This is a genomic window from Streptomyces sp. V3I7 (assembly GCF_030817495.1).
Classification (GTDB): Bacteria; Actinomycetota; Actinomycetes; order Streptomycetales; family Streptomycetaceae; genus Streptomyces.
This window is the reverse complement of sequence record NZ_JAUSZK010000001.1, coordinates 3,521,233-3,546,377: the sequence shown is the minus strand read 5'-3', so window position 1 is coordinate 3,546,377 and position 25,145 is coordinate 3,521,233. Positions and strand designations below refer to the sequence as shown.

Below are 25,145 nucleotides of genomic sequence, written 5' to 3'. Positions count from 1 at the left end.
GCAACACGATCGGGGCAGGAGCAGCGCCCCGAGGGGGCGCCACGCGCGGCCCGGACCGTCCGGGACGCGGAAAGTGGGAAGGTCCGGCGGGGGCCGGTTACTTGAGCCCGGCGGCCGCGCACGCGGCCTTGTACTTGGGGGTGCAGATGGCGTCGACGCTGTAGATCCCGTCCGCGATGACCGTCTGCTTGATGGTGCGCCTGGTCAGCGCGGACACCTGGACGAGCTGGGCCGGGATGCCCCGGTTGGTGGGGCTGTCCACCTTGTCGCGGGTGAGGGCGTCGAACTGGATGTTCTTGCCCTGGACCTTGGCGACGGCCATCTCGGCGGCGGCCTGGGCCTCGTCCGGGTAGGACTTGTAGACGCTCATGTACTGCTCGCCGGTGACGATCCGCTGCACCGCGTCGAGTTCGGCGTCCTGGCCGGTGATCGGCGGGAGATGGGTGACGCCGGCGGCCTTGAGGGCCTTGATGACGCCGCCCGCGATGCCGTCGTTGGCGGCGTAGACGGCGGAGATGTTGCTCGCGCCCATGCGCCGGATCGTCTGGGCCATGTTGGCCTGGGCGATCTCCGGCTTCCACTCCGTGGTGTCGAACTTCTGCGCGATCGTCACCTTGCCGTTCAGCTCGGAGAAGGCGCCCTCCTTGAACTGGCGGGCGTTGGGGTCGGTGGGCGAGCCGTTCATCATGACGATCTTGTTGTGCACACCGCTGCCCGAGCCCAGCGCGTCCAGCAGCGAACGCCCCTGCACCTCGCCGACGAGCTCGTTGTCGAAGGAGATGTACGCGTCGATCGGGCCCTCGGCCAGCCGGTCGTAGGCGATGACCGGGATGCCCTCGTCCTTGGCGTGCTTGACCTCGGGCGCGATGGCGTGCGAGTCGACCGCGTCGACCAGGATGACGTCGACCCGGTCGTCCACCATCTTCCGCATCTGCCGAGCCTGCCGGGCCGCACTCGCGTTGGCGTTGGCGTAGTCCACCTTGCCGTGCTTCGCGGTGAGTTCGGCGACCTTGTCCGCGATGATCGGATGGTCGAATCTCGCGTACCGTGTGTTCGCGGTCTCCGGCAGCAGCAGCCCCACCGTGATGGCGTCGCCCTTGGTCGGGCTCGCGTCGCTGACACCCCCCGTCGCGTCCAGGACGCCGCAGCCGGCGAGCGAGAGGGTCATCGTGGATACGGCCACGGATATGGCGATACGACGCATGTGCAGGCTCACTTCGGGTGCGTACGGGACATGGGTGCTTCATTGCGGCCCAGGTGACTGAAAAGCCAACGCGGCGCCAACACCTGACGTCAAGGGAAATTACTTAACGAGTGCACAACACCACACTCCGCAGGCCTGTGAAGATTGGGGGAACCTTACCCGACCACCCTTCACGCCCCCTCCACCCGGCGGGGGTTCATGAGAAGGCAGGGACCTGCGCAACGAGGCCCGCCTGGCACGTCGAGACCACGAGCGGCCGCCACCACGGCCTGCGGCAGCGCCGCGCGAGACGGAACCTCCCAGCCCCTGGCCCGGCAGCGGGAAACCGCGCCCGGCCGTCAGCCCCGCCTCGGCCCTGTAACCGACTCACCGATCACGAAGCCCTTGGCGGGACCTTCGGGGATGGTGACGTCGGTGCCGTAGGGGACGCGGTGGATGTCCTCCCAGTCGGCCTTGTCGGGACGGCGGGGGCCGGTGAAGAGGGTGACGGCGCCCTGGCCGTCGTAGTCGTCGATGAGGACGTACACGGGGATGCCGGCGCGAGCGTATTCGCGGCGCTTGCCGATGCGGTCGCGGTCCTGATTGCGCCTGCCGGGGGAGACGACCTCGACGGCGACATGAAGCGCCTTCGCCTCTACCCCCAGACCGTCTTCATCCGCGTACGGCATCAGGTCCTCGGGAGCGACAAAGGCGTCGGGGATCCAGCCCTTGCGCTGGTGGATGACGTTGGCTTTCACAGGACCACGAACCAGACCATAACGAGCATGCAAAGCTCGACCCCCGCTATTTGCCAGAGGATCGTCCACGCTTCGGATCGGGTGTCCAACTCGTTCCGGCTGCGTGCCCGCCGCCAGGGATTCGCCGGGTCATACACAATGGCGACCCGTTCTCCCGGGGAGGCCCACGCCCCGTCGGACAGCGGAGAAATGTACATGGCCGGCGATCCGTCGGCCGTGACGAATTCGAAACTCGTCGAGTAGCGGTCTTCCGACACGTGGACGTTCCTGCACGTCCCCGGCACGACGCCGACACGGCGCAGCCTCCGGTCGACCCACAGGGGATAAAGGCCCAGCCAGACCAGTAAGGAAAGTGGAAGTGCCAGCAACACAGCAGCGAGGATCCAGTTACCCGTGACGTCAGTGTGGAGCCAGGAGCCCGCCGAGGGGAGCCCTCCGCACGGCCGTCAGAGGAAGCTCGCCACGACGAGACCGGCCACGGTACCGAGGGCCATGGCCGTGTAAATGCGCGATCTCGAACCGAGTGAGCGGCTCGGCCCACGGCTTCGCGCGCACCTGGCGCTCGCTGAAATCGTCGATCGGCACGTCGGCCGCACGCAACGTCGAACCGTCCGGTCCCGCTCCGGGGCCTGGCGATCCGGATCCCTTCCAGGAGGACGGCACCGGCCGCAACCGGTGCCGGGCCGGGATCCGCTTTCCGAAGCCGGGGGGCGGCCGCGAAGAACACTCCGTTGGCAACGACGTCGACCGCGTCCCAACGGCCGTGCTCATGCAGCTTCGTCACGCTCGCCGCCCCCTCGAACCCGATCTGCAACCCGGCGTCACAAGCTCTTCGAGACCCGCAGCACCCATGGCGACAGTGGCCCCCACCAGGCCGTCCCTCTCGATCGCCAGGTCGACGGACACCTCGAGGCCTGGCGTGTCGACCGAGAAGAACTGCGACGCGGCGCCCGCGTTTTCCATGGCGAGTTCCGGCAAGGAAGCGAGAGGTCGGAACCCGATGCGCCGCCGCCCCGCCTTACGCGTCGTCCCGCCGGTGATGCGAAGACGGGAGCAGATCCCCGCAGGGAACGGCATCTGAGCCCGCCCCCGGCCCAGGCCCGACCTCCCCAGGTATTCCTCCTTGGACCGCCGGCCCTTCTCCCTGACCCCGTAGATGTCGAAGGAACGGCTGAGGAGCCCCACCCGCGCCTAGGGCAGTACGCGTTCGCCGGGGCACCGGGCGGTCACATCCAGCACCCGCTCGCCCCGGCCCGTGAGCTCCAGGCCCGAAATCCCGCTCACGCTCACTCCTCGCCCCGCCCTTCCCCGCCGCGCCGCCCCCGTACCCGCTCACGACCCCCCGCCGGCTCCCCCGACCTCGGGCGGTGGGGCATCAGTTCGCGTACGGTCGCGTCGCCCGCGCCCACGATCGGGAGAGGGAGCGCGCGGGCGTGCGGGTCCGTCGCGGGCCTGGCAGGGGGCTGCGGGAAGCGCAGGAGGCGGCCGGCCTCGGACAGGGGGTCCGGGTCGGCGGGGTGGCCCGCCGCGGCCGTACGCTCCTGGCTCGCCTGGACCGCGCGCGCGTGTTCCTCCCAACCCGTGCGGTACCAGCGGAGGTTGGCCTCCTGGACCTCCTCCTCGGTCATGACGCGCACCCCCTCGGGGCCCGCCTCCCGCACCTTCTCCCCGAGCTCGATCAGCAGGCCGCCCAGCAGGTGCGTAAGCCGCTCCTCGGCCGAGCCGCTCCCGCCCGCCTCGCCGGCGTCCTCCGCGTCACGGTGACCACCGCCCCCCTCGCCGTCCATGTCCGCACTCCTTCACACCCCCGTGTAGCGGCTCTTCCCCTAAGAGCCGTCCGGCAGGAACTGCCGGGCCACGTTGACGAACAGCGCACGGAGTTCGGCCGGCACGCCCATTCTGCGGGCGGCCTCCTCCGGGCTGAGCCGCTCTGGTGGTACCCCTTCACTCACCCTCCGACTCACCTCCAGCGGAAGATCCTCCTCGGACAGCCGTCCGGAGCGGATCAGCATGTTCCGCAGGGGTACGTCGAGCACGGCCGCCAGGCGCCGCATCGTCTCCAGGTCCGGCATGCTCTGCCGCTGCAACAGCCGCGTCACCGCGGCGCGGTGCACCCCGGCGTCGTCGGCGAGCTTCGACTTGCCGCCGCCGCGCGGCCCGTCGATGACGTACCCGCGCTCCCGCATCAGGCCCTCCACCCACGTGGCGAACTCGTCGAGCCCGTCCGTGCGTGGTCCCCCGGGGCGAGGTCGTACGGAGTCTTCCTCGGGATGCCGCTGGTCATTGCGGGCACTTGCCCACGAGCTAGAACTCATGTCCTGCTCTCCCCTCGTCGCGGGGGAAAGCGTACCGATCGCGCACGCACCATAGGGGTGCGCGCTCGCGCGTTAATGGTGAAGATCCGGTCAATCGCCCCTTGATTGCGCCGAGTTGACGCATCGATACCGACCCAGGAACACACCTCCTCCCCTGTCAACGTAGTCACTTGCGCACGCGCACGCATCATGCGACTCTGATCGCGCGTCCGCAATGTTCGAACTAATGTTCCCATCTTTGGGGAGGGGTTGCACGTGCTCGAGCGAAAAAGACCCGCCATACCGGCCTCCATCAGGCAATACAGCGATCCGTTAGCCCAGCTCTCACCCGCCGACGAAGCCCTCGACTGGCGCCGCGACGCCGCCTGCGCCCGTCTCCCCCAGCAAGTGATCTTCGCCCGTACGCCCTCCGTGGCGACCCCGGCATTGCGCGCCTGCAACCAATGTCCGATCGCCGCCCGATGCGAGGCCGCCGTGGAACCGTCCCGCTCGTGGTTCGACGGGGTGTGCTCGGGGCGGCTGTGGCGCAACGGACGGGTGGTCGCGGACAACCGGCCGTTCGCCGGGGAATGGCGGGAGTCCGTCCCGTACGACCGCGAGACGAGGGCCGCATGACGCCTTTCGCCGCCCGCCCGCACCACGTTCCGGCCGGCGCCGCCCAGTGGATCGGCTCCCTCGTCCGCCGCTTCCCCGACCTGATCGAGGAACTGGCCCCGAGCCACGGCAGCCGACCGACGAGCCCGGTCCGCGGGTCGCGCTCCTCCAGCCCGGGCGCCCCGCCCGTGCGGCTCTTCGTCTCCGACACCGTGCGCGACATCACCGACGGCGTGGTCGAGTTGGAGGAAGCCGTACGCGAACGGCTCGGTCTGCGCCCGGTCCGCCCCGCCGCCGTCCCCGAGCGGTTACGCCGCATCGCCGGGCTCCTCGACCGGATCGCCGCGGACGCCGACCTCGCGGCGCACGTCGAGGACGAGACGCGGCGGATGGCCGGGCGCTGCGCCCGCGCCCTGGGAGATCCGGAACAGATCGTACGGATCGCCGGCCGCTGCCCCGTCTGCGACTCCGTCTCGCTGCGCGCGTTCCCCGAACGGGCCGAGGTGCGCTGCGTCAATCCCGTGTGCCGTCATGTGCTGGAGCCGGAGGAGACCGTCTCGTGAACGCCCCTATGATCACCATCGAGTTGGCCGCCACTGAGGCCGGGGTCACGGCCGCGACGATCCGTAAATGGGTGCAGCGGGGGCACCTGCGGGCCGCCGGACAGCAGGGGCGGCGACAGCTCTACCGGCTGGAGGACGTCTTCGCCGCCGAGCGCACGACGTACTACGGACGCCGGCGAGACCGACCGGACGACGGCGTCGCCGCATAGCCGTTCCCACGCCGCTCCAGCTGCACACGTCCCCGAGGGCCCCGTCGCGCACGCCGCGACGGGGCCCGACGCCTTCTGACGCAGCGTCAGTTGCGGGTGTGCGCCCTACCCGTCACACTGAATGCAGCGGCAGAGCTGCGCCCGTGCACCGGGCGGCGGACCTGCCGCTTCGTGCTGCCCGGGGTCCTCTCGTCGCGACCGGGCCCCTCTCTCGCTCTTCCGCCCCGCCCCTTCGGAAGGGAGCGTCCATGTGGCCATCCTGACCTTTCCCGACGCGGAACGGCTCGTCGTCGACTTCCTCAAGACCCGGCCCGAACTGACCGGGACCACCGTCGACAACCGTCCGCCCGCCGGGTTCGACGGCACCCAGCAGGTCGTCCTCGTCTCCCGGGCCGGCGGCGCCTGGACCGACGACCTCCACCTCGACAAGCCGCTGATCGACCTGGAGGTCTACGGGCCCGACAAGACCACCGCGCACGGCATCGCCCTCGCGGCCCGTGCCTGCGTGCTGGAGCTGGTCGACACGAAGTACGGCACGGCCGTCGTCACGGACGTCGACGAGATGGACGGTCCGCGCTGGCTGCCGGACTACAACCGCCCGGCCGGGAACCGCTATCTGGCCACCGTCCGGCTGTCGATCCGGCCCGCGTGAGCCCCCGGAGTCCTGGCGACGCTCACCACCCGTACCGCCTCGCCCACCTCGAACGCCTCGCACCGATCCGCACTGATTCCCACTGAGGAGCAGACATGGCAGGTTTCAAGAACACCGAGGTCCGCATCGCCGGCACCGGCACCGTCTGGACGGCCCCGGTCGGCACCACGATGCCGAAGGAGACCACCGCGCTGGCCGCCCCCTGGGTGAACCTCGGCTTCACCTCGTCCGACGGGGTCAAGTTCAACAAGAAGGACAAGAACGACCCGGTCGACACCTGGCAGTCGATGGCCCCGGCGCGCTTCATGCTCTCCGACCGCGACCTGACGCTGAAGTTCCAGCTGCTCCAGATGAACAAGGACACCTTCCCGTTCTACCTGGGGCTCGCGTCCAGCTCGGTGGTGACCGCCGGCTCCACCCCGGAGCCGACCGCCCAGAAGATCGACATCTCCGGCGCCCCCGGCGGCCAGGACCAGCGCGCGCTGGCGATCGACTTCTCGGACAACAACGGCACCAAGGACCTGCGGTACCGCCTGGTCATCCCGTACGGCGCGGTGTCCGAGGTGGAGGAGCTGTCGCTGAGCCGCACCGGCGCGGTCAAGCTCGGCGTCACCTTCACCGCCCTGTCCGGCGACGACCCGACCAAGCCGCTCGCCACGTGGCTGGTGAACGACCCGGCGGCGCTGGCCTGATCCGGCACCCCTCCCGGAGCCCGGCAGCCCCTCCTCGGGGCCTGCCGGGCTCCGGCCCCGTCACGTCCCTCACCTCACGCACGTCGCACCGAACAGGAGCCCCACATGGCCGGATTCAACGTCAACGCCGCCCGCGCCCAGCGCCTCGAAGCGCTCGGCCGCGCCTGGACCTTCGAGCTCGACGACGACTCCTTCGAACTGCCCACCGAGCTGAGCCGCGCCACCGCCCGCAAGCTGCGCGACCTCGACGACAACGACGTCGACGGACTGCTCCGACTCCTCCTCGGAGAGCGGCAGTTCACGCGCTTCGAGCGGCACGACGTCACGATGCAGGACATCGCCGCGATCCTGGAGGCCTACGGCAAGGAGACGGGGCTGGGCCTGGGGGAAGACTGAGCCTCGACGCGCTCGTCGAAGAGCACGCCGAGGCCATCGAGGCCGATCTGCTGCGCCACTACGGCGTGGACCTGCTGGACTGGCACCGCGGCCGGCTCTCCTCACGCCGGCTGGCGGTCCTGGTCCAGCACATGCCGCGGGACAGCGCGCTCGTCCGTGAGCTCAGCGGCGAGGTCGCCGACTGGGGCGTGACGGACTATCTCCTGGCCCATGCCGTCGACCAACTCCAGGAAGCCAACTGGATGTTCGCGACGGTCAACGCGGACGAGGACAGCGAGTCCCTGGACTACCCGGAGCCCGTGCACCGCCCGGGGCGGCCCCACGAGCCGGACCAGCCCGCCGGGAGCGCTCCACAGCCCTCGCTGCCGTCCCCGGAGGAGCTCCGGCGGTTCTTCGCGTGAGAACGGGTGAGAAGGGACGGCCCGGCCACGCCCCGACGTGCGGGGTCACAGCAGGTTGCCGACCCCGAGCACGGCCGACGCCGAGCCGATCACCACCGCGGTGAGCGCGATCGGCCAGAGCCGGGCCCGCGGATACCGCCCCGCGGGATAGAAGAACAGTTGATGGCCGGGATCGTGGTCGATGAGGACGCGGTCCCCGGCCGAGAAACTCGGATCGCCGAACTTGCAGGGCGTTCCGGAGTATTCCTCGGCGGCGGCACCTGCCGGCGCATCGCCCTTCACCGCGGTCACGGGCGTGAATCGGTAGGAGATGCCCGTCGGCAGGGTGACGGAATCGAGGATCTCGACCTCTTGCGTGACTTTCCGGCGATGTTCACGCAGGCCGTGCGCACCGAGGTTCACCCCCCATCCCACGGCGCCCAGTCCCGCACATATTTCGAAAACCGCTGCAATGGCCCCCAGATTCACGGAGCGATGTTACCAAGATCACGACGGAAGGGCACCCATGGCCGACAAATCAGCTGCCGAGCTCGAAAGAGAGATCGGCCAGTTGCGCGCGGAGTTGCAGAAGAAGGCCAACTCATCCGCCCTGGCCGGACTTACCAGGAAAAGTGATGTCAAATCCGCCGCGCTCAACTCCGACAAGGAAGTGCTGGCGACACAGAGCTGGGTGCGGCAAGAAACAGCGAGCAGCCTGTGGGAAGAGCTGAAGAGCCCGGAAATCGTGGGTCTCGTCACCGCTTTCACCATCGCCAAGCTCGAACTTCCCCCGCTTTTCAGCCTGGAACCGGCGATCGACAAATTCTTCGAGAGCAAGGGAATCGAGCGGAACAAGTGGGGACTGCTGCGCCGGCTCAAGGCGGATGAGCTGGATCGGCGGCGGCAGGAGGCGGCGGCCGCGGGGAACCGGCTGACCCGCATGGAAAAGGGAATCGCCCGACTTCAGGACCACACGACCAGCGCGCACAACAAGATCGCCAACTCCAACCGGCGCATCCAGACCCTTGAGGGCAGGGTGGCCGGTCTCGCGCGAACGGACCGCACGACCAGGCAGAACGTGCGCGAGAGCCTCAACTCGCGTGATCTGGCGACCGCCCGCGACCGGGTCAGTGCTCTGGAGACCCGCGTCAACGCGCTGACCGTGGCCCTGGGCTGACGCGCTTTCCCCCACTCGGGAAGGAATCACATGAACCTGAAGCAGTCCCTGCTGAACGCCTCCGCGGGCCTGGACCGGCTGCGCTCGCGCGCCGGTACGTCGGCCACCGCCGTGTCCCGGCTCAAGGACGCGACCGCCAAGAGCGGCAGCGCGCTGAACACCCTCCGCAGCCGCGCGAACAGCGCCGACCAGGCCGTGGCCAAGTCCAAGAGCAGCACCGACAAGTTCAAATCCTCCCTCGACAAGCTCCGCGGCTCCTCCGACAAGGCCAAGAACGCCCTGCGTGACGTCAAGCGCCAGTCCGACGCCGTAGAGAAGTCCGTCGGCAAGGCCGGCAAGAACGCCGACCGGGGCGGGAAGTCCATGGGCGGCCTGGGCAAGGGCCTCAAGGGGGCCTCGCTGGCACAGAAGGGGCTCAACCTGGCCATGGCGGCCAGCCCCTTCGGACTGGTGATGACGCTGCTCGGACCCCTCATCGCGCAGTTCATCAACATGGACAAGGTCACCGCCCTGCTGGCCAAGGGCGTCAAGTGGGCCTGGAACGCCATCGTCGGCGCCATCAGGTCGCACGCCGGGCCGATCAAGTCCATCCTCAAGGGCATCATCAACGCCTTCACCGCCCTGCCCCGCGCCTACATCAGCGGCATCAACTTCATGATCGGCGCGCTGAACCGGGTCCACGTCTCGATCCCGAGCTGGGTGCCGCTCATCGGCGGCAAGGAATTCCGGATCAACATCCCGAAGATCCCGAACATCCCCACCCTCGCCCAGGGCGGCATCGTCCCGGCCCGCGCCGGCGGCCGGCTCGCCGTCATCGGCGAGGGCGGCGAGCCCGAGGCCGTCATCCCGCTGTCCCGGCTTGAGCACATGATCGGCTCCGGCGGCGGAACGCGGCGCCTCGCGGCTGCCGTCGAGCAGCTCGCCCAGCGCCCCGTGGTCGTCCAGGTCGACTCTCAGGCCATCGCCCGCGCCGTGTTCCTCGGACAGCGCCAGCTCGCCCGGCGGTAGGGCGACTCGTATGTCATGAGCCGACGACGTCCCGTCGTCGGTTTTTTGGTTTTTCCGGCACGAAGGGCCAACGGCCTGCAGCCAACGGCCGTTCATCCCCAGGGCTTGACGCCCTCGACCCACGAAAGGACGATCGCCATGGGCAACCTATGGATCGGTCCCCCGGGCAGCCTGTACGAGATCGATCAGGCCGCCAAGTCCTTCGAGCGCGCCGCCGACCTCGGTGTCGCCGAGTTCAAGGCTCTCTCCGGTCAGGTCACGATCACCCGCAACGCCACCCCCGTACGGCGCATCAAGCTGAGCTGGGACCTGCTGCCGCCGGAGGACGCTCGTGTCCTGGACCGGCTCGCCCGGCGCGTGGACGGGGCCGGCCCGCTCGTGCTCATCGACCCGGCCGCAGGCAACGTGCTCTCCGCCGCCCAGGCCGCGGGTAAGGGCCCGACCGGATCGGCGGGCATCACGCAGTGGTTCAAGGTGTCGGTGAACGGCACCCTTGCGGAGACCACGCCGGGTGTATTCGCCTTCACCGCCGCCGACGCCACCAGCAACCTGGGATGGCGCTGCAACCAGTGGACCAACGGAGGCCTCGCCAACTTCCCGGCCCCGCCCGGCCTGCGCGTCTCCTTCCGGGCGCCGACCGCCTTCGCCGCCCTGGGGACCTGCGCCGTGGGCCTCGACTTCAAGCGCGCCGACGGCTCGGTCATCAGCAGCGTCTCCGCGGCCGGGCCGTTCGTCGCCGGCACGACCCCCGCCGGCACCGTCTACCTCACGCCCACCGCAAAGCCCGGCACGGCCGGTACGTACGCGCTGGCCGGGGCCTGTCTGACGTACGGCGGCGACACCGCGGCCGACAACGTGCCCGGCGACGGCCTGCCGACCATGTCGATCACCGGCTACAGCGACACCCCGGGACGCCCGCTGCCGCACCGCACCGTCGGTATCGATCTCGTGGAGGTGACCAGTGCAACGGGCTGACGATGCCACCGAGGCGGCACTGGCCGCGGGCGAGCGTACCGTCACGCACACCACCCGGCTCGGCGGCGAGGACGTCTCCGCGCAGGTGCAGTCCTGGCAGCTGGAGCGCAGCTACGCCACCGATCTGCCGCCCGCCATGCGGGCGTTCTCCGGCAGTTCCTCCGCCCAGCTGCAGCTGCAGATCTCCGGTACGGACGGCAGCACCGCGCCCGCGCTGTACTCCCCGTGGGCCGGCCACGCCACCAGCGACATCGCACGTCCGGGCCAGTCGGTCGTCCACGAGTCGGGCGTCGGCAGCGGCGCCCCGCTGCCCGCCTTCCGCGGCACCCTGCGCACCCGCAGCGCCGCCTCCGGGACGGACGCCGTGCAGCTCACCGCACTGGACGGTGCCGAACGGCTGCGGGCACCGGCCGAACTCCCGCGCCCGTACACCGGGTTGTACTGGGGGCGGCCTGTGGCCACCGCGACCTGGTGCGTGGACGAACTACTGCGCCAGGCGGGTCTGTTGACGAGTCCGCCGCCCCGGGCTCCGGAGTTCGTCGCGGGCCAGCCGCTGAGCCTCGTCCACGCCACGCTGCACGGCGGTTTCGGCACCCCGTACGGCATACCGGAGGATCTGCCGGACCCGCGGAACTACACCTGGTCGCGCATGGGCGCCCCGCACGAGATGGCGCTGCTGCCGACGGGGCTGCCGGTCGGCAGCAGCGGTGTGATCGCCTCCTGGTTCCCGCGCAGCCGGGTCACCGTGCCCGGCAGCCGGCTGTTCGTCGAGGCCTGGGTGAACACGGCGGTCGGCATCGGCGACACCGTCCGGCTCGACCTGGAGCTGAACCGTACGGGCAACTACACCGGCACTCTCTCCCTGGACCTCAACTTCTCCCAGGGAACCGTGACGGTCTGGTCGCTCAGCAGTGATCCTGCCGTGCCGGGAAGCGGGCTGGTCTGGTCGCAGAACGCGACGGCCATGAAGACCAAGCGAGGGGTGTGGCACGTCGGCGTGTTCGTCGACGTGTTCGCCTCGACGAACGGTCAGGCGCTGCCCGGCTTCACTCCGATGCTCACCGCTCCCGACGGCGTCACCTGGGTGGGCGGAGCCGGCGTCTTCACCGCGACCAGCGGACCGCAGCCGGTCGCCGAGCTGCGCAAGGTACGGCTGACCACCACGATTGCAACCGAAGGGGTCCAGGTCACCAGCGGAATGACCACGGTCCCGACGACCGCCGAGTTCAGCCAGGCCGGCACCTGGACCAAGACCGCCGAGCTGGACGAGGCGATCCTGCCGCTGCGGATGATCCCCAAGGTCTCGGGGTCGCAGTGGGAGGCGATCGGACAGATCGCGAAGGCGAGCATGTCGACCGCGGAGCTCGACGAGAGCGGACGGTTCCGCTGGCGCAACTTCACCCGGTTCGCCACCGTGCCCACCACCCCCGATCTCACGCTGACGTCGGTGCGCGACATCGCCGCGCTCACCGTCACCGAGGAGATCGACGCCTGCCGCAACTTCTGCGTCCAGCCCGCCAAGGACTGGAGCGCGGTGCGGCTCGTCGGCGGGGACGCCGTGGTAGACACCCAGGTCCGGGAGATCCCGGCCAACAGCTCGCTGACCGTCTCGTACACCTTCGGCGAGGACGAACTCGACATCGGCCCGCCGGACACGGACGACGATGTGATCCTCACGTCCGGCTCGAACTTCCGGGTCTCGGCACAGAACGCGGCGGGCGCGCCGGCGGTCAAGGGTGCGGTCGAGGCGCTGTTGCGCCGCGAGGACGGCAGCATCGTGCTGCGCCTGACCAACCGCACCGCGCAGAAGCTCTACACGGTTACCAAGGCCGGCGGGCCGTCCATCACCATCGTCCCGCTCAAGCCCGACCGCGATCCCGTGGAGCGCGAGGGGGTGTCGTACGTCTCCGGGAGCGCGAGCGAGCGCTTCTACGGCCGCCAGGAGTTCTACGGCGAGTCCTCCGACTGGGTCCAGGACCTGGGCGCGGCACGCCAGTTGGCCGCGGCGATGCGCAAGGCCGGGGAGTACCCGGTGCCGGTGCTCGGGGACGTGCAGGTGCTGTACGACCCGCGCATCGAGCTCGGCGACGTGGTGCGCGTGCAGGACACGACGGGGGCCGTCCTCGACACCCTCGCCTGGGTCGTGGGCATCACCACCTCCGCGACCGCGGAGGGCGGGGTCCAGCAGACGCTGGCCCTGCGCGGTGTGTCGGCCAATGGCGTGCCCGCCGACGCGGGGCTCACGCCGGACGTCCCGGCGCTGCCGCCCGCGCCGGACACCTCGCGGACGTACGCCGCCGTCGCCGCCGCGTACCCGACGCTCGCCGACCTGCTCGCGGCCAACCCGACCTGGGCCGACGTGTAGCCGCGTGTCGTCAACTCCCTTGTCCGCGAAGGAGGTTCGTTATGTCCGAGCCCGCACCGGAACCCGTGCAGCCGACCGAGGACCAGCTGCGTGAGCTGGCCGAGGCGATCGCTCTCGACCCCGCCCCGTACGTCACCGCGCCGATTCCCGGCGAGGAGCTGCTGACCGTCACGGTCGACCCCGCCGTATGACCCCTCGTCCCGCCCCGCGTCAGGAGAAGCCAGCATGACCACGCAGTTCACAACGATCAGCGGTCTTCCCTACCCGCAGCCCACCGACCCCGCCGACCTTCCGGCCCATCTCAAGGCGCTCGCCGACGCCGTGGACGGGCGTGCGGTGCTGCGGTTCGCGGACGCCACCGCGCGCGACGCCAAGGTGACCGCGCCGGTCGCCGGGATGATCGCCTGGGTCGGCACGCCCGGCCGGATGATGTACCACACCGGTACCGCCTGGGTGCCCCTGGCGCCGTCCCCGGTCTTCCGGGTCAACCTCGACGACGGCGACACCACGTCGACCACCTACGTCGAGACGCTGGCAAACGCCACGGGCGACCCGATGAACGCGTCGTTCACCGTGCCGGCGTCCGGTCAGGTCATCATCACCGTGGGAGGCTACATCCGCGCTTCCACCGCCACCGGCTCCTTCATCTCGGCCAACGTCCGCAACTCTGCGAACACGGTGGTCCTGACAGCCGACGACAGCCGCGCGGCGGCCGCGACCAGCACCGTCCGGACCTCCGTCTCCGCCCAGTTCCTGGTCACCGGCCTCGCCATCGGCACGACCCACACGGCGACGCCCGCCTACCGGTCCGGCGCGTCCACCAACACCTCGTTCTTCGACAACCGGTTCATACGCGTCGACCCCATCCCGTAGACCCGCACCGCGACTTACCGGCAAGGAACCAGCCCATGGCCACACCGCTGACCGCCGACGCCTTCACCCGCGCCCTGCGCGGTGAAGGCGTCCACTTCGTCGAGCACGGCACCTGGAAGACTCACAACCGCAATCACATGGGCCCCTGGGGCCCCGTTCACGGCGTGATGCTGCACCACACCGCCGGCACCAGCAGCCTCACCCTGTGCCGTGACGGCACCGCGGCGCTGCCCGGCCCGCTGTGCACCGGCCTGATCGCCAAGGACGGCACGGTGCACCTGGTCGGATACGGCCGCACCAACCACGCCGGGTCCGGCTCCACGGCCGTACTCGACGCGGTCGTCGCCGAGCGCACCCCGCCGCCCCCGGGGCCGGACGCCGTCGACGGCAACGCCCGCTTCTACGGCTTCGAGATCGAGAACCTCGGCAACGGCCGCGATCCGTACCCGGCGGCCCAACTCGCCGCCGCGGAGCGGGTGTCGGCGGCCATCTGCCGGGCGCACGGCTGGTCGGCGGCGAGCGTGATCGGCCACAAGGAGTGGACCCGCCGCAAGATCGACCCGTCGTTCTCGATGCCCGGGATGCGCACCCGGATCGAGGCCCGGCTGGGCGTCAAGCCCGTACCCGCGCCGCAGGCGTACGCCCCTTTCCCGGGTGCCGCCTTCTTCGTGCCGGGCCGGCGCAGCGCGCTCGTCACGGCCGTCGGCGAGCGCCTGGTGGCCGAGGGCTGCGGCCGTTACACGGTCGGGCCGGGCCCCGTGTGGGGCGAGGCGGACGTTCTCTCGTACGCGGCCTGGCAGCGCAGGCTCGGATACGTCGGTGCGGCCGCTGATGGCATACCGGGCCGCGCCAGCTGGGACAGGCTGCGCGTCCCTGTCGTGCGCGGCAGCGCGTCGTGACCGCGACGGAGGCGGGTGAAGTGGCCGTGGAATTGGAACGCCTGCGCCGCTCCGTCGACGTCGGCTTCGCCACCACGCGCGGCGACCTCGCCCTTCTCCTGCAACGCGCCGACCAGACCGACAAGACTCTCGGCGTCCACGAGGAACGCCTCGACGCCCTGGAACGCACCCGCTGGCCGCTGCCGTCCCTGGCGGCGGTGACGTCCTGCACGGCACTCGCGATCACGCTGTGGGAGACGGTGGGGCACTGAGAAACACGAAAAGGGGCCGGGAGGTTGAACCTCCCGGCCCCTTTTCGTCGTGCGTGGGCGGATCAGTCCATCAGTCCGCGGACTGCTGCCGCTTCGGCCGCCACACCACCAGCGCGCTGGTCTGCTGGACCTCCTGGTACGGGACCAGGTCGCGCCGGTAGGAGGCGTGGACGGCGGCCTCGCGCTGCTGCATGGCGGCCGCCGCGCCGTCCAGGGCCGCCTCCAGTTCCGTTATGCGGGACTGGAGCGCGACGACCTGGTTCTCCAGTTCGATGATGCGCTTGATGCCGGCCAGGTTGATGCCCTCGTCCTGCGACAACGCCTGCACCTGGCGGAGCAGTTCGATGTCACGGGCCGAGTAGCGCCGACCCCGTCCGGCGGTGCGGTCGGGGGAGACCAGGCCGAGCCGGTCGTACTGGCGCAGCGTCTGCGGGTGGAGGCCGGAGAGCTGGGCCGCCACCGAGATGACGTAGACCGGGGTCTCCTCGGTCAGTTCGTACGGATTGCGTCGACGGCCGTCCATCACGCTCATGCTCCCTTCGCGGCCTCGAACAGCTCCGCCCGCGGGTCCTCGCCCGCGGTCGCCTCGCGATACGCCTCGAGTGCGTCACGAGCCTTCCCCGTCAGGTCCCCCGGGACACTCACCTCGACGGTGACCAGCAGGTCGCCGCGGGTGCCGTCCTTGCGGACCGCGCCCTTGCCCCGCGCCCGCATGGTGCGGCCGTTGGGCGTGCCGGGCGGCAGCTTCAGGGTGACGGAGGGGCCGCCGAGCGTCGGGACGCGCACCTCGCCGCCGAGGGCTGCCTCGGCGAACGTCACCGGGACGGTGACGGTGAGGTTGTCGCCCTTGCGGCCGAAGACCGGGTGGCTGCCGACGTGCACGACGACGTACAGGTCGCCCGCCGGGCCGCCCCGTTCGCCGGGCGCGCCCTTGCCGCGCAGCCGGATCCGCTGCCCGTCCGTCACCCCCGCGGGGATGCGGACCTGCATGGTGCGGGACGACTTGGCGCGGCCGCTGCCCTTGCACTCCGGACAGGGGTGCTCGGCCATGAGACCGCGGCCCTTGCAGTCGGGGCACGGGTCGGTCAGGGAGAAGCCGCCGCCCGAGCCCCGGGCCACCTGCCCGGTGCCGACGCAGGTCGGGCACACGCGCGGCGTGCCGTTCTTGTCGCCGGTGCCCGAACAGGCCTTGCACGGCGCCTGCGAGGACATCCGCAGCGGGACCGTGGCGCCCTCGATGGCTTCGGTGAAGCTCAGCGTGACCTCGGACTCGATGTCCTGGCCGCGCCGGGGCTGCGTCCGCGGACCCGCGCCGGCGCCCCGGTTGAACAGGCCCCCGAGGACGTCGCCGAACCCGCCGCCGAAGCCGCCGCCTCCGGCTCCGCCCTGGGCGCCGCCGAAGAGGTCGCCCAGGTCGAAGTTGAAGTTGCCGCCGGCCGCCCCGCCCGGCCCCGGGCGGAAGCCGCCGTTGCCGAAGAGGGCGCGGGCCTCGTCGTACTCCTTGCGCTTCTTGGGGTCACCGAGCACGTCGTTCGCCTCGGAGATCTCCTTGAAGCGCTCCTCGGCCCGGGCGTTGCCCTTGTTGGCGTCCGGGTGGAACTCGCGGGCGAGCTTCCGGTACGCCTTCTTGATCTCGGCCTCGGTGGCGTCCTTGGGGACGCCGAGGACCTTGTAGAAGTCCTTCTCGATGAAGTCCTTGGTGCTCATCCCCGACGTCCCTCCTTCCTACCGGTGCTTGTCCGAGCGTCTACGTCAGCCCTCGTCCGGGCCACCGCTCTCCTTGTCGTCGGATCCGCCGCTCTCCTCGGTCCCCTCGGCCTTGGCCGCCTGGACCCCGGGCTGGGGCTCGGCGACGGCCACCCGCGCGGGGCGGATGGTGCGCTCGCCGATGCGATACCCGGGCTGAAGAATCGCCACGCACGTCGTCTCGGTGACGTCCGGCGCGTACGAGTGCATCAGGGCCTCGTGGATCGTCGGGTCGAACGGTTCGCCCTCCTTGCCGAACTGCTGCAGCCCCAGCTTCGCCGCGACGGTCTCGGTGGACTCGGCGACGGACTTGAATCCGCCGACGAGCTCGCCGTGCTCCCGCGCGCGGCCGATGTCGTCGAGCACGGGCAGGAGCTCGGTCAGGAGGTTCGCGATGGCGACCTCCTTGACCGCGGCCCGGTCGCGATCGACGCGGCGGCGGTAGTTCTGGTACTCGGCCTGGAGGCGCTGGACGTCCGCGGTGCGCTCGTTGAGCGCCGTGCGCACCTGGTCCAGCTGGGCGACCAGGCCGGCGATCTGGCTGGCGTCCCCGGCCGGGGCCGCCGCCTCCTCCGAAGAGGGGGAGGCGGCCTGCGGCTCGGCGTCCTCAGGGGTGGCGCCGGAGGGGACGTCGGGCTTCTCGTCGAAGCCCGGGGTCTCCTCCGTCACGCGGCACCGTCCTTGCGCTCGTCGTCCACGATCTCGGCGTCCACGACGTCGTCGTCGGCGGCCTTGGCACCACCGGCGGCGGCACCCTCGGGACCGCCCGCGGCCTGGGCGTCGGCGTACATGGCCTGGCCCACCTTCTGGGAGACGGCGGCGACCTTCTCCGTGGCGGTGCGGATCTCGGCGCTGTCCTCGCCCTTGAGCGCGGTCTTCAGCTCCTCGACGGCCGCCTCGACCTCGGTCTTGATCTCGGCCGGGACCTTGTCCTCGTTGTCCTTGAGGAACTTCTCCGTCTGGTAGACGAGCTGCTCGCCCTGGTTGCGGGTCTCGGCGACCTCGCGGCGGCGGTGGTCCTCCTCCGCGTACTGCTCGGCCTCCTGGCGCATCCGGTCGACCTCGTCCTTCGGTAGCGAGGAGCCGCCGGTGACGGTCATCTTCTGCTCCTTGCCCGTGCCGAGGTCCTTCGCGGTCACGTGCATGATGCCGTTGGCGTCGATGTCGAAGGAGACCTCGATCTGCGGGACGCCACGCGGGGCCGGCGGCAGACCGGTCAGCTCGAACATCCCGAGCTTCTTGTTGTACGCCGCGATCTCGCGCTCGCCCTGGTAGACCTGGATCTGCACGGAGGGCTGGTTGTCCTCGGCGGTGGTGAAGATCTCGGACCGCTTGGTCGGGATCGTCGTGTTCCGCTCGATGAGCTTGGTCATGATGCCGCCCTTGGTCTCGATACCGAGGGACAGCGGGGTGACGTCGAGGAGCAGGACGTCCTTGACCTCACCCTTGAGGACACCGGCCTGGAGCGAGGCGCCGATGGCGACGACCTCGTCCGGGTTCACACCCTTGTTGGCCTCCTTGCCGCCGGTCAGCTCCTTGACGAGCTCGGCGACGGCGGGCATACGGGTGGAGCCACCGACGAGAACGACGTGGTCGATCTCGGAGAGGCTGATGCCGGCGTCCTTGATGACGTTGTGGAACGGCGTCTTGCAGCGCTCCAGCAGGTCGGCGGTCAGCTGCTGGAACTGGGCGCGCGTGAGCTTCTCGTCCAGGTGCAGCGGGCCCTCGGCGGAGGCCGTGATGTAGGGCAGGTTGATCGAGGTCTCGGAGGACGAGGACAGCTCGATCTTGGCCTTCTCGGCGGCCTCGCGGAGGCGCTGGAGGGCCATCTTGTCCTTGGACAGGTCCACGCCGTGGCCGGACTGGAACTGCTTGACCAGGTAGTCGACGACGCGCTGGTCCCAGTCGTCACCACCGAGGTGGTTGTCACCGTTGGTGGCCTTCACCTCGACGACGCCGTCGCCGATCTCCAGCAGCGAGACGTCGAAGGTACCGCCACCGAGGTCGAAGACGAGGATGATCTGCTCGTCCTTGTCGAGGCCGTACGCCAGCGCGGCGGCCGTCGGCTCGTTGACGATGCGCAGGACGTTCAGACCCGCGATCTCGCCGGCCTCCTTGGTGGCCTGACGCTCGGAGTCGTTGAAGTACGCCGGGACGGTGATGACCGCGTCGGTGACCTTCTCGCCCAGGTAGGACTCGGCGTCGCGCTTCAGCTTCTGGAGGATGAAGGCGGAGATCTGCTGGGGGTTGAAGTCCTTCCCGTCCAGGTTGATCTTCCAGTCCGTGCCCATGTGGCGCTTGACGGAGCGGATGGTCCGGTCCACGTTGGTGACCGCCTGGCGCTTGGCGACCTCGCCGACGAGCACCTCGCCGTTCTTCGCGAAGGCGACGACGGACGGCGTGGTCCGGGCACCCTCGGCGTTGGTGATGACGGTGGGCTCGCCGCCCTCCAGAACGCTCACGACGGAGTTCGTCGTGCCCAGGTCGATGCCGACCGCACGTGCCATGGTGATTTCCTCCAGCTGACTTGAGTGGAACGGACTCAAGTGTGGCATGAGGATCACCACCGGTCAACAGACTTGAGTGAAGAAGACTCAAGTCTTATCCGTTCCTTACGCGCAACCGCCCTCCGGCCTGCACGGATGCGATCCGACGTCCCCGCGCGCGGGGCACGTCCACACGCCGGACTCCGCGCCGGACGTCGCGCCGCGGCCCGTACACCGGCACCCGCAGCAGAAGCAGGACGACGACGAGCGTGCCGGCGCCGACCCAGTACAGCGCCGCCCCTCCGGCCCACCCGGTGTGCGCGAGCACCGCGACCAGCACGGTGGAGAAGGAGCCGAGACCCAGCAGGACGGCGGCGCCCTGCGGGGTGAGCCCCAGTCGGCGCAGCCGGTGCGCGAGGTGGTCGGGCCCGCCGCGCAGCAGCAGCGGGCGCCGGGCGATCAGCCGCGAGAGGACCACGAGCAGGACGTCGGCGCTCGCGACGGCGGTGAGCGCGAACAGCACGCCCGCGCCGGCCCCGATCCCGTACCCGGCCCGGGTGAACACGGCGGCGGAGGCGAGCAGGAAGCCGGTGAACAGCGATCCGCAGGCGCCGAGACCCACGCGCGCGGGATGCCAGTTGTGCATGAGGAAGCCGGTGAGGGCGGCGGCGAACACGCTGAGCAGGACGGCGAGTCCGTCCATCACCTCCGCGGCGGCGCAGAGCGCGACCCCGAAGGCGGTGACGACCCCGACGGTCCCCGCGAGACCGTCGGCGTGGTCGAGCGCCCGGAAGGCGAGGGCGGTGAGGACGATCCAGCCGACGGCGAGGATCCCGGCGGCCACGCCCGTCTCCTCATACGGCACGACGCAGGCCGCCGCGACGGCCGTACCGGCGACGAGCACCCGCGCGCGCAGCCGCCACACGTCGGCGACCAGTCCGAGCGCGGCGACCGCGCAGCCCGCGACGAGCAGCCGGCCGACCCCGTCGCCGAGCGGGGCGACCTGCGTCCACTCGCCCACTGCGGCGACGAGGCCGGTGGCGAGGACGACGGCCGCGCCGCCGAGCAGCGGCAGGGGCCGTCGGCACTGCCGGTCGGTGATCCCGGCGCGCAGGGCGGGCACGCGCAGCAGTACCGCGAGCACGGCGGCGAGGAGGAGGGCGGCGGTGGCGGCGATGATCCCGTAGAGCACGGCTCTAAATTAGGGGTGAAAAGTGCAATTCGGGATGAATAACACGATCGGATTGCCTGCCGATCCGGCAGACCGCCCAGCGACCCAGATCACCCCGTGCCTGACTACAGTGCGAGAGGAGATACGGGTAGTCTCAGACGGACTGCATAAGTTACCGCTTAGTAATTTCGAGGGAGACCTCGAAACGACCCTCGCAGGCCCGAGGAGCCCCCATGCAACTCGCCGCGATCATCGTGTCGCTGGTCCTGACCGTGGTCGGCGTCGCGCTGCTCGCCCGCGCCATCGGCCAGTTCGTCCGGTATTTCAAGTTGGGCCAGCCCGTCCCCGCGGGCAGCCGGACCGACGACCCCTACCAGCGCAGCGTGACGCTGGTGAAGGAGTTCCTCGGTCACACCCGGATGAACCGGTGGGGCATCGTGGGCTTCGCTCACTGGTTCGTGGCGATCGGCTTCCTGACGCTGCCGCCGACCCTGGCCCAGGCGTTCGGCCAGCTGTTCAAGGCCGACTGGGTGCTGCCGGTGATCGGCAGCTTCCTGCCGTTCGAGATGTACATCGAGTTCATCGGCGTGATGACCGTTCTCGGTATCGCCGTGCTCATCGCCATCCGGCTGCTGAACCTGCCCTCGCGTCCGGGCCGCAAGTCCCGCTTCGCCGGCTCCAAGGCCGGGCAGGCGTACTTCGTCGAGTACGTCATCCTCACCATCGGCCTGGCGATCTACACGCTGCGCGGCCTCGAGGGCGCCCTGCACCACGTCGACCACTACGAGGCCGGCTACTTCGCCTCGTACCCGCTGGTCCTGGCCTTCAAGAGCCTCGGCGTCACGACGCTGCAGAACCTGGTCTACCTGACCGCGATGATCAAGATCGGGACGTCGTTCGTCTGGATGATCGTCGTCTCGCTGAACACCAACATGGGTGTGGCCTGGCACCGTTTCCTGGCCTTCCCCAACATCTGGTTCAAGCGGGAGGCCACCGGCGGTACGGCGCTCGGCGCCCTCCAGCCGATGACGTCCGGCGGCAAGCCGATCGACTTCACCGACCCGGGCGAGGACGACGTCTTCGGCGTCTCCCAGGTCGAGCAGTTCTCCTGGAAGGGCCTGCTCGACTTCTCCACCTGCACCGAGTGCGGCCGCTGCCAGTCGCAGTGCCCCGCGTGGAACACCGGCAAGCCGCTCTCCCCCAAGCTCCTCATCATGTCGCTGCGCGACCACGCGCACGCCAAGGCGCCGTACCTGCTCGCGGGCGGCGGCAAGGACATGGAGGGCGAGGAGAAGGCGTCCGCCGATGCTTTGAAGGATGTCCCGGCGTCCGCGCTGGCCGAGGCCGAGCGCCCGCTCATCGGCACCGCCGAGGCTGCGTCCGACAGCGGCTTCGCCGCGGGCGGCGTCATCGACCCGGACGTCCTGTGGTCCTGCACCACCTGCGGCGCCTGCGTCGAGCAGTGCCCGGTCGACATCGAGCACGTCGACCACATCGTCGACATGCGCCGCTACCAGGTGATGATCGAGTCCGCGTTCCCGTCCGAGGCGGGCACGATGCTCAAGAACCTGGAGAAGAAGGGCAACCCCTGGGGCCTGGCGAAGAAGCAGCGCCTGGAGTGGACCAAGGAGGTCGACTTCGAGATCCCGGTCGTCGGCAAGGACATCGAGGACCTGTCCGAGGTCGAGTACCTGTACTGGGTCGGCTGCGCCGGCGCCCTGGAGGACCGCGCCAAGAAGACCACCAAGGCCTTCGCGGAGCTGCTGCACATCGCGGGCGTCAAGTTCGCGATCATGGGCGGCGACGAGAAGTGCACCGGTGACTCCGCCCGCCGCCTCGGCAACGAGCCCCTGTTCCAGGAGCTCGGCATGGAGAACGTGGCCTCGCTGAACATGGCGTTCGGCGAGGACGACGAGGACGAGTCGACCAGGAAGCCGAAGTCGGCGAAGAAGATCGTCGCCACCTGCCCGCACTGCCTCAACACGCTCGGCAACGAGTACCCGCAGCTCGGCGGCGACTATGAGGTCATCCACCACACCCAGCTGCTCCAGCACCTGGTCGACGAGGGCAAGCTGATCCCCGTCACCCCGGTCGAGGGCATCATCACCTACCACGACCCCTGCTACCTGGGCCGCCACAACAAGATCTACACGCCCCCGCGCGAGATCATCGCCAGCGTCCCGGGCCTCAGGAACGAGGAGATGCACCGCCACAAGGAGCGCGGCTTCTGCTGCGGCGCCGGTGGTGCCCGGATGTGGATGGAAGAGCGCATCGGCAAGCGCATCAACAACGAGCGCGTCGACGAGGCTCTTTCGCTGAACCCGGACATCGTCTCCACCGCCTGCCCGTTCTGCCTCGTCATGCTGACCGACTCGGTCAACGGCAAGAAAAACGACGGCAAGGCCAAGGAGTCGATCCAGGTCGTGGACGTCGCCCAGCTCCTGCTGGCCTCCGTGAAGACCCCGGCCACCGACGACGGGGACGACGAGCCCCCGGCGGACGACGCGGCGGCGGAGAACACCCCGGAGCCGGAGCCGGTGAAGTAACGACCGGCCCCCGACAGGCCGACGGCGCCCCCTGCTCTCGTACGAGGCAGGGGGCGCCGTCGTGTGTGCGCCGGGGCGGCGTCAGGCGTTCTCGCGTGGCGTCAGCCTTCTCGGGTGGCGTCAGGCGTTCTTCGGGGCGGCCTGCTGGACCACGTCGAAGGACCACAGAGTGGAGCCGCTGGCGGCGGGCTTGGGCCGCTCGCCGCCCTCCGCGCCGCCCTGGTGCGCGGCCTTCATCGGGCCCTCCATCCAGGCCTGGAACGACTCCTCGTCCCGCCAGCGGGTGTAGACGAGGTACTGGTCGGTGCCCTCGACCGGCCGCAGCAGCTCGAACCACTCGAAGCCGTCGGAGTTCTCCACGGCGTGCGCCCGCGAGGCGAAGCGCTTCTCCAGCGTCTCCCGCTGCTCGGCGGGCACGGTCAGTACGTTGATCTTGACTACGCTCATGGGCCCATCCTGCCCGGTGCCCCCACCCGCCGGGCTCACCCACCCCCCGAAGCGCACCCGGCGCGCCGATACAACCCTTTCCGCGCATGCGGTGTTGAACATGGCGCCGGACAAGGAACGGGACCTTTCCGGACACCTGAGGCACCTCGGGCCCCCGCGCCCCGCGCCTCGCACCCCCGCGCTTCCCGAGCCGACCCGGCCGCGGCCGCTCATGCGCCCGACGGCCCGGTGGGCCAGGAGGGTCGGGGCACCCCTCCCGATACTGCCCCGGGTTCCGCCCTCCCGGAACCCGGGGGCGTTCCCGTGCCTCAGTGCGTCCGCAGGTGGCGTATGAGAAGGGCTAGTTGAGGCGGGGTTGTGCGGAGGACGGTGGCGGGTCGGTCGCTCTCGCGGAGGAGGAGGGCCTCTTGGGCAGCAGCGATCTCGACGCAGTCGGAGGAGTCACCGCCACCGGAGAACGAGGACTTCTGCCAGACGGTGCACTGCGCCATGTCGGGACCTTTCACAGCTGCCGTACGAGGTGGTGGATGAAGTCCCTCGACTCTACGGCCCCCAACGCGAAGCCCTCCAGCATCCGGAGCACCTCCCGGTACCTGCTGAGCTGCGCTTCAGCGTCCAAGAAGGCTCCACCATGCTGGTTGTCGGCCAGCACCGTGTCCAACTGCGGCACAGGGCCGCTCACGTAGACCAGCGGGATGTCGACCCCAGCGAAGCCGTCCACGCCGAACGGGACGACGTGCACGGCGACTTGAGGCCGCTCGGACTGCTTCAGGATGTGCAGCAACTGCCTTCGTGTGGCCCTCGCGTCGACCGCTCGGATCCGGAGTGCGGCCTCATGAACCACCGCCGTATAACCGACCGCGCCGAGGACCTCCTGCCGCCGTAGCCGGAACCGGGTCCGGACCTCGATCTCCTCCTCGGTCAGCTTCGGCACGGTGGACGTGAAGATGGCCCGGATCTGCTCCTCGGTCTGCAGCAGCGCGGGAATGTGCATGCACTGGAAGGTCCTCAACTCAACGGCGTGGCATTCCAGTTCGGCAAGATCCAAATATCCGGTCGGTACACGCTCCCGGTACTCCTCCCACCAGCCGCGCGCCCGCTCCGTCGCCATGGCCACCAGAACGTCGACCAGTTCGGCGTCATCACATGCATACGCACTCGCGAGGTGCCGGACGCGCTCCGCACTGACTCCGACCCGCCCGACCTCGGTACTGGAGAGTTTGGTCTCGGCGATACCCAGCGCTCGCGCCGCCTCACGACCCGACAGCCCGGCCCGCTCGCGGAGTTTGCGCAGCTCCACGCCAAGCCGCTCCTGACGTGCGGTGATGACACTCCTTGCGGGCATGTTCCCCCACTCTCGGGCCAGTTGAGGTCTCCATTATCCCAATGCCGCTTGCCTGGGATACAGATGTACCCCTACTGTACGTGACGAAGCAGCCACTCCCCGGAGCGGAACTGC

30 protein-coding genes are annotated in these 25,145 nt (G+C 70.0%); 16 read left to right on the top strand and 14 right to left on the bottom strand.

Annotation, left to right across the window (positions count from 1 at the left end; genetic code table 11):
• Positions 1 to 97 precede the first annotated feature (97 nt).
• The 5 genes from QFZ74_RS16510 to QFZ74_RS16490 form a co-directional block, all read right to left on the bottom strand.
• Positions 98 to 1,204, bottom strand: coding sequence for a sugar ABC transporter substrate-binding protein (locus QFZ74_RS16510; RefSeq protein ID WP_307624179.1), 1,107 nt, complete (start codon positions 1,202 to 1,204; stop codon positions 98 to 100).
• Positions 1,205 to 1,542: 338 nt separating this feature from the next.
• On the bottom strand, positions 1,543 to 1,941 hold the full coding sequence (locus tag QFZ74_RS16505) for a Uma2 family endonuclease (protein WP_307621567.1): 399 nt from the start codon (positions 1,939 to 1,941) through the stop codon (positions 1,543 to 1,545).
• A complete protein-coding gene (locus QFZ74_RS16500; protein WP_307621566.1) occupies positions 1,938 to 2,312 on the bottom strand; it encodes a DUF3592 domain-containing protein in 375 nt (124 codons plus the stop codon). Before QFZ74_RS16500 ends, QFZ74_RS16505 begins: the two co-directional genes overlap by 4 nt.
• 915 nt (positions 2,313 to 3,227) lie before the next feature.
• A complete protein-coding gene (locus tag QFZ74_RS16495) occupies positions 3,228 to 3,728 on the bottom strand; it encodes a hypothetical protein (RefSeq protein ID WP_307621565.1) in 501 nt (166 codons plus the stop codon).
• 39 nt (positions 3,729 to 3,767) lie between these two features.
• Entirely contained in the window at positions 3,768 to 4,127 is a 360-nt protein-coding gene (locus QFZ74_RS16490; protein ID WP_307624178.1) for a helix-turn-helix domain-containing protein, read from the bottom strand.
• A gap of 384 nt (positions 4,128 to 4,511) precedes the next feature.
• Between QFZ74_RS16490 and QFZ74_RS16485 the strand changes: the two genes are divergently transcribed.
• The 7 genes from QFZ74_RS16485 (at position 4,512) to QFZ74_RS16455 (ending at position 7,763) form a co-directional block, all read left to right on the top strand.
• Positions 4,512 to 4,871 (top strand): hypothetical protein, encoded by a 360-nt coding sequence (locus QFZ74_RS16485; RefSeq protein ID WP_307621564.1) that lies wholly within the window; start codon positions 4,512 to 4,514, stop codon positions 4,869 to 4,871.
• A complete protein-coding gene (locus QFZ74_RS16480; protein WP_307621563.1) occupies positions 4,868 to 5,413 on the top strand; it encodes a hypothetical protein in 546 nt (181 codons plus the stop codon). The genes QFZ74_RS16485 and QFZ74_RS16480 overlap by 4 nt, the downstream gene beginning before the upstream one ends.
• Positions 5,414 to 5,421: 8 nt before the next feature.
• Positions 5,422 to 5,622, top strand: a complete 201-nt coding sequence (locus QFZ74_RS16475; protein WP_307624177.1) for a helix-turn-helix domain-containing protein — start codon at positions 5,422 to 5,424, stop codon at positions 5,620 to 5,622.
• 250 nt (positions 5,623 to 5,872) lie between these two features.
• Positions 5,873 to 6,274, top strand: coding sequence for a hypothetical protein (locus tag QFZ74_RS16470; protein WP_307621562.1), 402 nt, complete (start codon positions 5,873 to 5,875; stop codon positions 6,272 to 6,274).
• Positions 6,275 to 6,369: 95 nt separating this feature from the next.
• A complete protein-coding gene (locus tag QFZ74_RS16465; RefSeq protein WP_307621561.1) occupies positions 6,370 to 6,966 on the top strand; it encodes a phage tail protein in 597 nt (198 codons plus the stop codon).
• A 105-nt stretch (positions 6,967 to 7,071) separates the two neighbouring features.
• A complete protein-coding gene (locus tag QFZ74_RS16460; RefSeq protein ID WP_307621560.1) occupies positions 7,072 to 7,362 on the top strand; it encodes a hypothetical protein in 291 nt (96 codons plus the stop codon).
• Between the two features lie 65 nt (positions 7,363 to 7,427).
• On the top strand, positions 7,428 to 7,763 hold the full coding sequence (locus QFZ74_RS16455) for a hypothetical protein (RefSeq protein WP_307621559.1): 336 nt from the start codon (positions 7,428 to 7,430) through the stop codon (positions 7,761 to 7,763).
• A 45-nt stretch (positions 7,764 to 7,808) separates the two neighbouring features.
• Here the strand turns inward: QFZ74_RS16455 and QFZ74_RS16450 are convergent, their stop codons facing one another.
• Positions 7,809 to 8,231, bottom strand: a complete 423-nt coding sequence (locus QFZ74_RS16450) for a hypothetical protein (protein ID WP_307621558.1) — start codon at positions 8,229 to 8,231, stop codon at positions 7,809 to 7,811.
• Positions 8,232 to 8,268: 37 nt separating this feature from the next.
• On the opposite strand from QFZ74_RS16450, the gene QFZ74_RS16445 reads away from it, so the two are divergent.
• The 8 genes from QFZ74_RS16445 to QFZ74_RS16410 all read left to right on the top strand — a co-directional run bounded on the left by QFZ74_RS16445 (position 8,269) and on the right by QFZ74_RS16410 (position 15,290).
• Positions 8,269 to 8,919: a hypothetical protein gene (locus tag QFZ74_RS16445; RefSeq protein WP_307621557.1), complete on the top strand. Its 651-nt coding sequence runs from the start codon at positions 8,269 to 8,271 to the stop codon at positions 8,917 to 8,919.
• A gap of 30 nt (positions 8,920 to 8,949) precedes the next feature.
• On the top strand, positions 8,950 to 9,927 hold the full coding sequence (locus tag QFZ74_RS16440; RefSeq protein ID WP_307621556.1) for a hypothetical protein: 978 nt from the start codon (positions 8,950 to 8,952) through the stop codon (positions 9,925 to 9,927).
• Between the two features lie 138 nt (positions 9,928 to 10,065).
• Positions 10,066 to 10,902 (top strand): hypothetical protein, encoded by an 837-nt coding sequence (locus QFZ74_RS16435; RefSeq protein ID WP_307621555.1) that lies wholly within the window; start codon positions 10,066 to 10,068, stop codon positions 10,900 to 10,902.
• Positions 10,889 to 13,267, top strand: a complete 2,379-nt coding sequence (locus QFZ74_RS16430) for a hypothetical protein (RefSeq protein ID WP_307621554.1) — start codon at positions 10,889 to 10,891, stop codon at positions 13,265 to 13,267. Before QFZ74_RS16435 ends, QFZ74_RS16430 begins: the two co-directional genes overlap by 14 nt.
• A 41-nt stretch (positions 13,268 to 13,308) precedes the next feature.
• Complete coding sequence (locus tag QFZ74_RS16425; protein WP_307621553.1) at positions 13,309 to 13,458, top strand: hypothetical protein; 150 nt, start codon at positions 13,309 to 13,311, stop codon at positions 13,456 to 13,458.
• A gap of 34 nt (positions 13,459 to 13,492) precedes the next feature.
• Positions 13,493 to 14,140 carry a hypothetical protein gene (locus tag QFZ74_RS16420; protein ID WP_307621552.1) on the top strand — a complete coding sequence of 216 codons (648 nt, stop codon included), beginning with the start codon at positions 13,493 to 13,495 and terminating at the stop codon, positions 14,138 to 14,140.
• A 35-nt stretch (positions 14,141 to 14,175) separates the two neighbouring features.
• Positions 14,176 to 15,039: a peptidoglycan-binding protein gene (locus QFZ74_RS16415; protein WP_307621551.1), complete on the top strand. Its 864-nt coding sequence runs from the start codon at positions 14,176 to 14,178 to the stop codon at positions 15,037 to 15,039.
• A 20-nt stretch (positions 15,040 to 15,059) separates the two neighbouring features.
• Positions 15,060 to 15,290, top strand: a complete 231-nt coding sequence (locus QFZ74_RS16410; RefSeq protein WP_307621550.1) for a hypothetical protein — start codon at positions 15,060 to 15,062, stop codon at positions 15,288 to 15,290.
• 70 nt (positions 15,291 to 15,360) lie between these two features.
• On the opposite strand, the gene QFZ74_RS16405 is transcribed toward QFZ74_RS16410, so the two are convergent.
• The 5 genes from QFZ74_RS16405 to QFZ74_RS16385 all read right to left on the bottom strand — a co-directional run bounded on the left by QFZ74_RS16405 (position 15,361) and on the right by QFZ74_RS16385 (position 20,714).
• Positions 15,361 to 15,813, bottom strand: coding sequence for a heat shock protein transcriptional repressor HspR (locus tag QFZ74_RS16405; protein ID WP_307624176.1), 453 nt, complete (start codon positions 15,811 to 15,813; stop codon positions 15,361 to 15,363).
• Positions 15,814 to 15,818: 5 nt separating this feature from the next.
• Complete coding sequence (dnaJ, locus tag QFZ74_RS16400) at positions 15,819 to 16,997, bottom strand: molecular chaperone DnaJ (RefSeq protein WP_307621549.1); 1,179 nt, start codon at positions 16,995 to 16,997, stop codon at positions 15,819 to 15,821.
• Positions 16,998 to 17,042: 45 nt separating this feature from the next.
• Complete coding sequence (gene grpE, locus QFZ74_RS16395) at positions 17,043 to 17,705, bottom strand: nucleotide exchange factor GrpE (protein ID WP_307621548.1); 663 nt, start codon at positions 17,703 to 17,705, stop codon at positions 17,043 to 17,045.
• The gene (gene dnaK / locus QFZ74_RS16390) at positions 17,702 to 19,543 is read right to left on the bottom strand and encodes a molecular chaperone DnaK (RefSeq protein WP_307621547.1); all 1,842 of its coding nucleotides are present in this window, start codon (positions 19,541 to 19,543) and stop codon (positions 17,702 to 17,704) included. The genes grpE and dnaK overlap by 4 nt, the downstream gene beginning before the upstream one ends.
• 94 nt (positions 19,544 to 19,637) lie before the next feature.
• A complete protein-coding gene (locus QFZ74_RS16385; protein WP_307621546.1) occupies positions 19,638 to 20,714 on the bottom strand; it encodes an MraY family glycosyltransferase in 1,077 nt (358 codons plus the stop codon).
• Positions 20,715 to 20,926: 212 nt separating this feature from the next.
• Between QFZ74_RS16385 and QFZ74_RS16380 the strand changes: the two genes are divergently transcribed.
• Complete coding sequence (locus QFZ74_RS16380) at positions 20,927 to 23,239, top strand: heterodisulfide reductase-related iron-sulfur binding cluster (protein WP_307621545.1); 2,313 nt, start codon at positions 20,927 to 20,929, stop codon at positions 23,237 to 23,239.
• Positions 23,240 to 23,359: 120 nt separating this feature from the next.
• Here the strand turns inward: QFZ74_RS16380 and QFZ74_RS16375 are convergent, their stop codons facing one another.
• The 3 genes from QFZ74_RS16375 to QFZ74_RS16365 all read right to left on the bottom strand — a co-directional run bounded on the left by QFZ74_RS16375 (position 23,360) and on the right by QFZ74_RS16365 (position 25,031).
• Positions 23,360 to 23,686: an antibiotic biosynthesis monooxygenase gene (locus QFZ74_RS16375; protein ID WP_307621544.1), complete on the bottom strand. Its 327-nt coding sequence runs from the start codon at positions 23,684 to 23,686 to the stop codon at positions 23,360 to 23,362.
• Between the two features lie 308 nt (positions 23,687 to 23,994).
• Entirely contained in the window at positions 23,995 to 24,177 is a 183-nt protein-coding gene (locus QFZ74_RS16370; RefSeq protein ID WP_307621543.1) for a DUF397 domain-containing protein, read from the bottom strand.
• A gap of 11 nt (positions 24,178 to 24,188) precedes the next feature.
• The gene (locus QFZ74_RS16365; RefSeq protein WP_307621542.1) at positions 24,189 to 25,031 is read right to left on the bottom strand and encodes a helix-turn-helix transcriptional regulator; all 843 of its coding nucleotides are present in this window, start codon (positions 25,029 to 25,031) and stop codon (positions 24,189 to 24,191) included.
• Between the last annotated feature and the right edge of the window lie 114 nt (positions 25,032 to 25,145).

Bases quoted from the DNA above. Each gene is read 5' to 3' on its own strand.
- QFZ74_RS16510 (WP_307624179.1), bottom strand. From the start codon at position 1,204: ATGCGTCGTATCGCCATATCCGTGGCCGTATCCACGATGACCCTCTCG.
- QFZ74_RS16495 (WP_307621565.1), bottom strand. From the start codon at position 3,728: ATGGACGGCGAGGGGGGCGGTGGTCACCGTGACGCGGAGGACGCCGGC.
- QFZ74_RS16490 (WP_307624178.1), bottom strand. From the start codon at position 4,127: ATGCGGGAGCGCGGGTACGTCATCGACGGGCCGCGCGGCGGCGGCAAG.
- QFZ74_RS16480 (WP_307621563.1), top strand. From the start codon at position 4,868: ATGACGCCTTTCGCCGCCCGCCCGCACCACGTTCCGGCCGGCGCCGCC.
- QFZ74_RS16475 (WP_307624177.1), top strand. From the start codon at position 5,422: ATGATCACCATCGAGTTGGCCGCCACTGAGGCCGGGGTCACGGCCGCG.
- QFZ74_RS16465 (WP_307621561.1), top strand. From the start codon at position 6,370: ATGGCAGGTTTCAAGAACACCGAGGTCCGCATCGCCGGCACCGGCACC.
- QFZ74_RS16460 (WP_307621560.1), top strand. From the start codon at position 7,072: ATGGCCGGATTCAACGTCAACGCCGCCCGCGCCCAGCGCCTCGAAGCG.
- QFZ74_RS16445 (WP_307621557.1), top strand. From the start codon at position 8,269: ATGGCCGACAAATCAGCTGCCGAGCTCGAAAGAGAGATCGGCCAGTTG.
- QFZ74_RS16440 (WP_307621556.1), top strand. From the start codon at position 8,950: ATGAACCTGAAGCAGTCCCTGCTGAACGCCTCCGCGGGCCTGGACCGG.
- QFZ74_RS16435 (WP_307621555.1), top strand. From the start codon at position 10,066: ATGGGCAACCTATGGATCGGTCCCCCGGGCAGCCTGTACGAGATCGAT.
- QFZ74_RS16425 (WP_307621553.1), top strand. From the start codon at position 13,309: ATGTCCGAGCCCGCACCGGAACCCGTGCAGCCGACCGAGGACCAGCTG.
- QFZ74_RS16420 (WP_307621552.1), top strand. From the start codon at position 13,493: ATGACCACGCAGTTCACAACGATCAGCGGTCTTCCCTACCCGCAGCCC.
- QFZ74_RS16415 (WP_307621551.1), top strand. From the start codon at position 14,176: ATGGCCACACCGCTGACCGCCGACGCCTTCACCCGCGCCCTGCGCGGT.
- QFZ74_RS16405 (WP_307624176.1), bottom strand. From the start codon at position 15,813: ATGGACGGCCGTCGACGCAATCCGTACGAACTGACCGAGGAGACCCCG.
- dnaJ (WP_307621549.1), bottom strand. From the start codon at position 16,997: ATGAGCACCAAGGACTTCATCGAGAAGGACTTCTACAAGGTCCTCGGC.
- dnaK (WP_307621547.1), bottom strand. From the start codon at position 19,543: ATGGCACGTGCGGTCGGCATCGACCTGGGCACGACGAACTCCGTCGTG.
- QFZ74_RS16380 (WP_307621545.1), top strand. From the start codon at position 20,927: ATGCAACTCGCCGCGATCATCGTGTCGCTGGTCCTGACCGTGGTCGGC.
- QFZ74_RS16375 (WP_307621544.1), bottom strand. From the start codon at position 23,686: ATGAGCGTAGTCAAGATCAACGTACTGACCGTGCCCGCCGAGCAGCGG.
- QFZ74_RS16370 (WP_307621543.1), bottom strand. From the start codon at position 24,177: ATGGCGCAGTGCACCGTCTGGCAGAAGTCCTCGTTCTCCGGTGGCGGT.
- QFZ74_RS16365 (WP_307621542.1), bottom strand. From the start codon at position 25,031: ATGCCCGCAAGGAGTGTCATCACCGCACGTCAGGAGCGGCTTGGCGTG.